Raw genomic sequence first — 2,073 nt, forward strand, 5'->3', positions numbered from 1 at the left:
CCATCAACATAGCGTTTGTTCGGAGTGGTATTGGTTAAAGCGACTGGCTTAGAGACCAAACCCAGATACTTCGTCAGATTAGCCACTAAATAATCAAATTCTTCATCAGTGATATAAGCACAATCGGTGCGGGGATAACTGAGCAGTTTGTCTTCGTATAAGCTTTGAATAGCCGCTAAGGTTTGGCTGGCGCTGGCGTGATAACGTTTATTCATGGCACTTTGGAGACTGGATAGCGAGAATAGTTGGGGACTAGCACGCTTCTTGCCTTGCTTTTGGACGTTCTTGATTAAACCGGCCTGTGAGCTTTTCTGAACGTGTTTAGCTTGCATGAATGTTATTAGCCCTGCTTCGTCTTTAAATCGCTGATAGGGGTCTAATTTTGCGACGAATTTTTGCTGATTAGCAAGAATTTCAGCATTTAGTTCAAAATAGGGTTTCGGCTTAAAGGTTTTGTTTACCTGGTCTCTTTGATAGACCATACACAAGGCTGGCAGCTATACGTAACTAATCGAGCACGCTCTACGTACCAAATTTTTCTCAATATAAAATACATTATGGGCTACCATTCATACCAATTAACCAGTCGCTAATTTTGTGATTACAAGTGCATGCCCCCATCTTCATGCCGGTTCCGGGTTTGATGTTGCCGCTGCTTTTTCGTCATTTCCCACTCAGTCTCCTTTAAACCTTGCGCCTGTTTTTGCCGTTGGTAATCTTCATCACGAGCATATAGAACAGTCATGATCGCGTCACTAAAGGCCGTCTTTAAGTAATAGTCTGGACTAACTGGCTTGTAGTTCAGTGGTTGATAATGTCCGATATTTGCTTTTCTATACTGGTCGTCCTTGGCTTGTTGCTCTTTTAACTGCATTTGGATTTTCTCGATCTGACTGTTCTTAATCGTCGGATCAGCTTTGCATTCGCCAAAAAAGAGTTGTTTAGTACCATCATGCTTTAAAACCCGTTGTAAGTGATGATTTTCTAACTGATCTAAGCTCAGCTGTCCCGATAAATAAGCTAGTCCTTGTTGATGTTCTGGGAGGCTGAAAACCTGTGGTGGGTTTGCTTGCCACTGTTCAATCGTTTCGGCCTGACATGGCTTTAAAACAGGATCATAGTACATCACGGCTGTATAGGCTTGTTCCTGTTTAATCAATGGCAATCCATCTAAATCGCCTTTGGGAAAGGCCCTTTTCAATACTTCATGGTATTGCGTTTTAATGACTTGCTTAACGGCCATGATTGCCCGTAGATCTTTGACTGCGCGAGTAATCTTTTGCTGTTCGGTTGGCGAATATTTCTCTAGTAACCCTTGATCGACGTGTTCTAGACTTTCTAAGTTATCGTCATGAATCATCAGCGTATATTTCAGTTCGATTTTGACTTCCTTTTCTTGTTGCATTAATAACTTCCAGCCAACGTATGGCCGTTTGGTAAAGGTCAATAATTGTTGGGTCAACAAATCATCACGAATGTTCATTAAACGTTCGTTTAATTCACTACCCTTGAAAACTGTTTGTTCGCTATCGGTTTCCTTAATTAATTCTCGTCTTTCAGCTTGCGTGGTCTGTTCAAAATTAAGCTCTGGATAAAGTTTTTTAGTCGTGCGATCAACCACTTTATTTAAGAGTTCATCTGCTTTTTTGAGTGAGCTTTCTTGTTGGTTAATTGTCAATAATTGTTTAGTCACATCTTCACCAACCGCATGTTTAATTAAGGTGCTGTTTTTCCAATTAAATAGCATGCGCCGCTTATCATCTAAGTTCTCCAAACTGATATAAGTTTTCAGTTCATGGCTTAACTCTTTAACTACCCGTTTTTCATTAAACGAGAAGTGTTTACTTAGGCTATCTAAATGACCTCTATTGATTACTTTTTCTTGGTTATTTTTATAACTGGCTTTGGCCTTGCGATAGTCCTTAACTTGTTGGTTAAATTCTTTTCTTTCATGCCGCTTACTATTGATTCCCTCATGTTGCATTGGGGTATCAGATATTCCCTCCTCGATAAATGATTTTTCGCTGATCCGATCGGGAATATTTTTTTGCTCTAAAACTTGATTTACACTAA

1 protein-coding gene and 1 pseudogene are annotated in these 2,073 nt (G+C 39.9%); both read right to left on the minus strand.

Annotated elements, in window-relative coordinates:
• Positions 1-627 (minus strand): annotated as a pseudogene (locus EKM99_RS15530) (DNA topoisomerase); the annotation flags it as partial.
• The coding region (locus EKM99_RS15535) for a MobA/MobL family protein (RefSeq protein ID WP_125584205.1) at positions 602-2,073 on the minus strand (1,472 nt) is incomplete at its 5' end. The gene EKM99_RS15535 and the pseudogene EKM99_RS15530, both read right to left, overlap by 26 nt.

The organism is Levilactobacillus cerevisiae, from assembly GCF_003946245.1.
Classification (GTDB): domain Bacteria; phylum Bacillota; class Bacilli; order Lactobacillales; family Lactobacillaceae; genus Levilactobacillus; species Levilactobacillus cerevisiae.